At 41.1% G+C, this 7,261-nt stretch carries 9 protein-coding genes; 2 read left to right on the forward strand and 7 right to left on the reverse strand.

Annotated elements, in window-relative coordinates; all coding sequences use genetic code 11:
* The 3 genes from CXF78_RS05985 to CXF78_RS05995 form a co-directional block, all read right to left on the reverse strand.
* Positions 1-613 (reverse strand): capsule biosynthesis GfcC D2 domain-containing protein (locus CXF78_RS05985; RefSeq protein ID WP_102036258.1); only part of this gene is annotated, 613 nt, incomplete at its 3' end.
* On the reverse strand, positions 610-1,326 hold the full coding sequence (locus CXF78_RS05990) for a YjbF family lipoprotein (RefSeq protein ID WP_102036259.1): 717 nt from the start codon (positions 1,324-1,326) through the stop codon (positions 610-612). The genes CXF78_RS05990 and CXF78_RS05985, both read right to left, overlap by 4 nt.
* Positions 1,327-1,412: 86 nt before the next feature.
* Entirely contained in the window at positions 1,413-1,703 is a 291-nt protein-coding gene (locus CXF78_RS05995) for a hypothetical protein (protein WP_102036260.1), read from the reverse strand.
* A gap of 233 nt (positions 1,704-1,936) precedes the next feature.
* Here CXF78_RS05995 and coaD point away from each other — a divergent pair, with 233 nt between their 5' ends.
* Both coaD and CXF78_RS06005 read left to right on the forward strand, forming a co-directional pair.
* Positions 1,937-2,443 carry a pantetheine-phosphate adenylyltransferase gene (gene coaD, locus CXF78_RS06000; RefSeq protein ID WP_102036261.1) on the forward strand — a complete coding sequence of 169 codons (507 nt, stop codon included), beginning with the start codon at positions 1,937-1,939 and terminating at the stop codon, positions 2,441-2,443.
* Positions 2,444-2,447: 4 nt separating this feature from the next.
* Positions 2,448-3,956 (forward strand): capsule assembly Wzi family protein, encoded by a 1,509-nt coding sequence (locus CXF78_RS06005; RefSeq protein ID WP_102036262.1) that lies wholly within the window; start codon positions 2,448-2,450, stop codon positions 3,954-3,956.
* A 94-nt stretch (positions 3,957-4,050) separates the two neighbouring features.
* Here CXF78_RS06005 and mutM read toward each other — a convergent pair whose 3' ends face one another.
* From mutM to CXF78_RS06025, 4 genes are all read right to left on the reverse strand, one after another.
* Positions 4,051-4,866, reverse strand: a complete 816-nt coding sequence (gene mutM / locus CXF78_RS06010) for a bifunctional DNA-formamidopyrimidine glycosylase/DNA-(apurinic or apyrimidinic site) lyase (RefSeq protein WP_011639333.1) — start codon at positions 4,864-4,866, stop codon at positions 4,051-4,053.
* A 9-nt stretch (positions 4,867-4,875) separates the two neighbouring features.
* Positions 4,876-5,334 (reverse strand): hypothetical protein, encoded by a 459-nt coding sequence (locus CXF78_RS06015; protein WP_102036263.1) that lies wholly within the window; start codon positions 5,332-5,334, stop codon positions 4,876-4,878.
* 106 nt (positions 5,335-5,440) lie between these two features.
* Positions 5,441-6,427 carry a GTP 3',8-cyclase MoaA gene (gene moaA, locus CXF78_RS06020; RefSeq protein WP_102036264.1) on the reverse strand — a complete coding sequence of 329 codons (987 nt, stop codon included), beginning with the start codon at positions 6,425-6,427 and terminating at the stop codon, positions 5,441-5,443.
* An 8-nt stretch (positions 6,428-6,435) separates the two neighbouring features.
* On the reverse strand, positions 6,436-7,261 hold an 826-nt coding region (locus CXF78_RS06025), incomplete at its 5' end, for a molybdenum cofactor synthesis domain-containing protein (RefSeq protein WP_257984852.1).

A 7,261-nucleotide genomic window follows, 5' to 3' on the forward strand; every position in this document is an offset into this window, starting at 1 on the left:
ACCATGCAAAACTGTTGTTTGAATCATCTATTGGTAAAGCCCAATCGAGGTATTTTGTTGCATTTTGTCTGACTCTAAACGGTTGTTTACCATTTTTCTCAACTGCACCTAATACCATTACATACCCAGGTTTGGTTGGTAATGAGAATAAATAATGTTCTGAAATAAGTGGATTTAGTTCTTCTTTAAGTCTTACTGAATCAAAGTCCAAAACAATTGCTTCACGTTTTGCGAATTTATTAACCGTTATCCAATCTGATAATGCTTTTATTGCTTGAATATTTTGTGGCTTATTTTTATTGGAATCTTGGATATTCAGTAAATGTAAAACTTGTTGTTGCTGGTTTTCTACTGCCGTGGCGGTGGATAGATCATAAAGTCCAGCAGATAACCAATAGATAGGTTGTGGCTGGATGTCATTTTGAGAAACTAATTTACTAATGTTTGCCAAACTGTCTTCAACAACTTGTACTAAGCGTACAGGCTTTTGATATTCAAGCGTTAATGTTTTAGTTGCTGATGCTGATTGTGTGACGGTAATTGTTGTTTCAGCGTTGACACTCCAGGTAAGAAAAATTAATAAAAGCGGTAGAAATCTAATAAACAGCGTCATTTTATATCCTCAAATGTATAAGGCTTTAACAGCGTGATATCAATATAAGGGAGATTGGGAGCAATTTTTTGGTTGCTTTTAAAGACCACACCAGAAGTGGCATCAATCCAAAACTGGTTATTGTATTCGATACCTAATTTGGGAATGAATATATGTTCATCAAACTTTTTCAATAGCACTGGACTCTCATTGATGATAACTGTCTCATCAGCAATAAAGGTAAAGGTTGATTGCTGTTTGTAACTAAAATGGTAACCGGGTTGCCAATCAATAGTACTTTGCCATTGCATTGGTGTGCTGGTTAAATGAAGTCCTAATGAAATTGGATCGATTTGTTCGCTACTAAGAGTGACAAGATTGCCATCAAACAGATTAACTGTTTTCAGTAAGCGACCATTACGAGTAACCAGCATTGCAGCATCAGATGATACCCACTTTAATTCAGCATTTTTTTTTGAAAATGGCGTAACAGGAATTGTCTGTGGTGCTTCTGCAAAAGCAAGTAATACATAGGCTTGCGAAGACTTATTTACTTTAACGTAGATACTTGCATATGGACTACTTTTAACTTTGCTTGCTGAAATAACCGAATCAGGCGGCCCGATGATACTGTCTTTAACCATATTAGAAATTTGGGATGAAGTGTTACTGCAACCAGATAAGGTGATCAAAGAGATAATAAATAGAGTTTTGCTATTTAAAATAAAAGGCATACTAGCTCAATTCCTTAAGCTTTATAATATTTATGGGAAATAAAAAAAGCACATTAAAAATGTGCTTTTTTATTTTACTAACAACTTTAGTTTGTAACTGAAGTTGTAGTAGTACCTGTTCCAGTGCTCGTTGTAGTTGTACCCGTGCCAGTACCAGTACCTGCGCCACTCTCAGAATTACTATCATTCACAGACACAGCGACTACGCTAACAAGAACCCCAGTAGCAACTGCAATAGTACCTACAGTTACAGCACCAAGGCCACCAGCACCAGCACCAGCACCAGCTCCAGTACCTGTACCTGTAGTTTCTTCAGCCGCTTGAGCTGAGCTAACCATTAATAAAGCAGTTGTTAACGCTATAGCTAATTTTTTCATATTCAAAGTATTCCCGTAAAATATCCAAACAAACTAATTATAGGTTAGCATAGAATCTATTAACTTCTATCTTAAATTCTACATAATTGTTTAAAATTTATTCATAAATATTAGGTTGACAGTTTATTAATGGGTGTTTTTGGCAAAAATATTTAATTAATATCGATATCAAGTGTGTTGATACTCAATGAGCTGCTAAAATCGTTGTAAATTTTTCATCATGGCTTTGTTTTATGCATAGAAGAGCGATTTATCCTGGTACGTTTGACCCAGTGACCAATGGTCATGCCGATTTAATTGAACGTGCTGCACGCTTATTTAAGCATGTGATTATCGGTATTGCTTCAAATCCTTCTAAGCAACCTCGTTTCACTCTCGAGGAGCGCGTCGCTCAAGTGAATTTAGTCACTGCACACTTAGATAATGTCGAAGTTGTTGGCTTCACGGGCCTATTGGTTGATTTTGCCAAAGATCAACATGCGAGTGTGTTAGTGCGGGGGCTGCGAGCGGTTTCCGATTTTGAATACGAATTTCAATTAGCAAATATGAATCGCCGTTTAAGCCCAGATCTTGAAAGTGTATTTTTAACACCAGCGGAAGAGAATTCATTTATTTCGTCTACGTTGGTGAAAGAAGTCGCATTGCATGGAGGGGACGTGAGTCAATTTGTTCATCCACAGATCGCAGCAGCATTGAAACAGAAAGTGGCACAAATTCAAGCCGAAAATAAAGGTAAGTAGTCGTATGATAAAGGGATTTAGTTTGATCAAGATAGCCATCACACTCGGCTTAAGCACTATGATTATCACTGTTGATAGTGCTCAAGCCGCACCATGGGTAGATACCTCTGATATCTATTTGCGTGCAGATATTCAAGCGTTAGCTGATGCCGGAGTGATTAGTGCACCTATTAATACATTCCCATTAATGTGGTCTGGTATTGGGACTGATTTGGCCCAAACTGAACCTGCTTTGTTAACGCCTGATTTAGTGGATGCTTTTGCTCGAGTCAATTTTTACTACCAAAATGCTGTTGGTAATCGTGGTAACACCAGTATAAAAGTGGCTGCCGCATCTGATGAGGCGCGTTTTCAGCATTTTGGGTCCGGTTATCGTGAAAAAGGCCAACTACAAGGCTCACATGAATATACTGGTGAGCGATTTTCTTATAAGATTTCTGCATCGGCAAATTATAACCCTACGGACGACGAAGAAATCCGCTTAGATGATTCTTATATTGCGATGGTTCTTGGAAACTGGATCATCACTGCTGGCAGTGTTGGCCAATGGTGGGGGCCTGGATTTGATTCTTCACTCCATAAATCAAACAATGCCCGCCCTATGCCTTCTTTAATTATCAGTCGTAATAATTCGCAAGCATTTGAAACGCCTTGGCTGTCATGGTTTGGTGATTGGAATTTAACTGCTGGTGTGAGTATGACTGAGAAAGATCGTTATGCTCCTAATGCTCTACTTTGGAGCCTTCGCGGTGCAATAAAACCATTCAAGCAATTAGAGGTTGGATTATCTTGGACGACTCAGTTTTGCGGTGACGGTCAAGAGTGTAGCTTTAATAGTGCTGTTAAATCTATTACTGGACAAAGAGATTGCCGAATAGATACTGAGTTATATGAAGGTTGTTCGAATTATGGTAATCAAATGGCAGGCTTTGATGCTCGTTATGCTGATGAGTGGTTCAATATTCCCGTAGGACTTTATTTTGAAAGAACTTGTGAAGATTCAACTGGCCAACCATGGGACATCGCCGATTGTGCCAAAATGGTTGGTATTGACACAAAGGTTAACTTTAATAGCCAGCAGTACAAATTGTTCTTGGAATATACAAATACTTTGGTGTATTGCTTTGAAAACGAAACGGACGCAAATTCGAACTGTTTTTACGAACATTCAACTTACCTAAGTGGTTCACGTTATTATGGTCGTGCGTTTGGCAGCACCTACGACAGTGATGCCAATGTTTATGCATTAGGCTTAATTGGTCAGTTCGATAATAGCCATGGTTTTACTACGATACTACGATATGCTCAGCTTAATAAAGACGGTGAAAATTTTGATAGTATATGGGCTCCACAGCCATTAAAAGAAGATATCATGATGCTGGAATTGTCGTATCGTTTGCCGATGTTTAATGGCATGTGGACCTTAGGTGGCAGTGTGGCTAATTCAGAGTTCGAAGTACAAGATGATGACACTCAAGGTACTGTGTTTTCGACTTACGAATATAAGTTTTAAGCGCTATGGTTGATTAACCCGAGTTGAGGTTGATGATATAAGGGAGCCAAATGGCTCCCTTTTTTATGTGTAAATTTAGGCGTTATTTATCCGACTAGCGCTGTTGGCATAAACCACAGAAAACCGTGGTACGTTGGCCAAGTTTTATCTCACTTAATAAATTGCCACAGGCTGTACAGGTTTCGCCACCACGACCATAAACATGCAGTTTTTGCGCAAAATATCCTGGCTTACCATCGGCATTAGTAAAATCTTTTAATGTTGTCCCACCTTGTTCAATGGCGTGAGCCAAAATTTGCTTAACCTCGCTGACTAGAATCGTTAACCGTTCTAAATCAATGCTTCCTGCCGCGGCTTCGGGGTGGATCCCGGCAGCAAATAAAGCTTCGTTGGCGTAAATATTACCGGCTCCAACCACGATGTGATTATCCATTAAGCACAGTTTAATCGCCTTTTTCTTGCCCGCAAGTGCTGCTTGCAATTGCAATGGCGTAAAATGAGGGCTTAGTGGCTCTGGGCCAAGCTTTGATAGCAGTGGATGGGCTTCTTCTGGTAACTCATACCATAACCAAGCACCAAAGCGACGTGGATCGTTAAAACGTAACATGCGCCCATTTTCGAGTACTAAATCAATATGGTCATGTTTTTCGATTGGGGTATTGCGCGGTAAAATACGTAAGCTGCCTGACATGCCTAAATGCACGATTGTCATTCCTGCATCGGTATCAATGAGTAAGTATTTAGCTCGTCTGCGGACATTGGTAATACGCTGACCAACAATGTTTTGAGCTATAGCCGGTACAGGCCAACGAAGTGAGGCATTGCGCACAATCAATTCACTTACCGTTTGCTCAATAAGATATGGACTGATCCCTAGACGGGTCACTTCAACTTCTGGTAATTCGGGCATAATGACTCATTATTTTGATTGAGGAGGTATGGCTAATATAGGTTGTAACCCAGCTCGTAAACTCGGCGGTACTAGATACCAATTTTGACTAGATGAATGCAACAAACCTTCATTTGGGAAATAGCGCCATAATTGTGTCGTTTGCATATTATCGATGGCAATAGACAGAGTTTGCTCTTTAAGGCTATGTTCAGGCTGATTTTTTAATGGTGATACACTAATATTTTTCCATGATAAAGCCCATTGCTGACAATTGAGTACCTGCGAATGACACTGCCATTGGCCGTCTTGTTGGCTTAACCAAATACCATCTAATTGTAATTGTTTCAACGGCAGCTGCGGATCAAATAAAGGCACTGTATCATCTGGGACATCGGCGGTTTTATCATTGATAAAAGACAATACCGCAATCATAAATACACTGGCACCAATAATAATATAGTTCCAACTTTTACGTGACAGAGCCATAAATCACCTTAATGTGGATAAAAACTATCTCAAACTGGTAATGTAACGCGCAAGTTTGAAGTGGCAAATCATGGCATAAGTGTACCATTGACGATAGCAAAAACAATTAGCCGCCAGTGGCATTCATAAAGCGTAGTATTTGTGGAGCAGCGTTGAGGTTAAAGTGGTGAGATTGCGGCTTGTACTGCATTCCATCGGTAATGGCTTGTTTAAGATGTTCAATGTCGGCGGGGAATTGTCGCACAATTGATTTTAAATCAATGGCATTCTCATTACCTAAGCACAACAGTAATTGCCCTTCAACGGTTACTCTTACGCGATTACATTCATGACAAAAGTCATTGCTGTGTGGCGATATAAATCCGATACGAATCGTGCTGTCGGCCATCTTTACATATCGAGAGGGGCCACCTGTGCGTTTAGATGAAGCGATTAAGGGATAGCGCGTTTCAATAATGTTTCGGACTTCGTCACTTGAGCAATGACGGTGACGATGACGATCATCCATGAGTCCAATTGGCATTTCTTCAATAAAAGCAATATCGAGTTGACGTTGGCGGCAGAACTCAACTAAATCTAATACTTCATGATCGTTTCGTCCACGTAGAATGACCGCATTAATTTTGATGTTACGAAAGCCAGCCGCTATTGCGGCATCAATGCCAGCGATGACACGCTCTAGTTTTCCGTTACGCGTTAGCTGCGCAAACACATCGGGGTTTAAGGTATCAAGGCTGATATTCAATCGGCTAAGGCCATTATCAAACAGTGGCTGCGCTAGCTTAGATAATCGAGACCCATTAGTGGTCATTGAGAGTTCTTCCAATTGAGGCAGTTTTCTCAATAATTTGACCAGTTTGTCACAGTCGGATCGCACTAGTGGCTCGCCACCGGTGAGGCGTATTTTTTTTACCCCAAGCTCAGTAAAAGCTTGGGCTATCCACGACAACTCTTCCAAACTAAGTACATGTGACTTAGGTAAAAAAGTCGGATCTTCGCTCATACAATACACACAGCGAAAATCGCAACGATCGGTTACCGATAAGCGTAAATAATCTACTTTTCGCTGAAAGCTGTCGATAAGTTGGCTCATATCAGCACTTACAGTAAATCAGCAAAGGGTTGAATAAACACCGACTCGCCAGCAGGTATGGTGGCAGTATCATCACCAATGACAATTAAACAATTAGCGCTGACCATTGAACTGAGCATGCCAGACCCTTGCGCACCAGTGGTGCTTACCTTGATTCGGCCATCTGAGCCAATAGTATAAATACCGCGTAAAAACTCAGTACGCCCCGTTTTACTGCGTAATGCATGCAGGGCAATGGCAGGAATAAATTGTGGTTGCCAGTGAAGTTCGCCAGCTAATTTACGGATAGCAGGTTGCACAAACTGTAAAAATGCCACCATAACCGCCACAGGGTTACCCGGTAAGCCAAAAAATAGGCTGCGATCAATATTCCCTACCGCGAGAGGGCGACCAGGTCGCATGTTAATTCGCCAAAATTGAGTGTTGCCCACATTGGCGAGTGCCGTTTTAATGTAATCGGCATTACCCACAGATACGCCGCCAGAGCTGATGACGATATCTGCTTGCTCTGCCGCACTGCGTAACGTCGCGGTGAGTATGTGTTCATTATCTTCAATAATGCCTAAATCGATAACCTGACAACCGAGCTTTTTGGCCATCGATAATACGGTATAGCGATTTGAGTCATAGATGCAGTTTTGTTTGAGTATTTGCCCTGGTTGGCTGACTTCATCGCCAGTTGAAAATACCGCGACGGTAGGGCGTTTAACTAAAGGTAGTCGATCAAATCCAAGTGATGCTAGTAGGCCTAGTTCAGCGGCACCTAAGCGTTTTCCTGCCGCTAAAGCGACGTCACCGCTAGCAATATCTTCACCCGCCAGACGTACATGCTGA

Origin of the sequence: Shewanella sp. 11B5 (genome assembly GCF_002836795.1) — a bacterium.
Taxonomy (GTDB): Bacteria; Pseudomonadota; Gammaproteobacteria; order Enterobacterales; family Shewanellaceae; genus Shewanella; species Shewanella frigidimarina.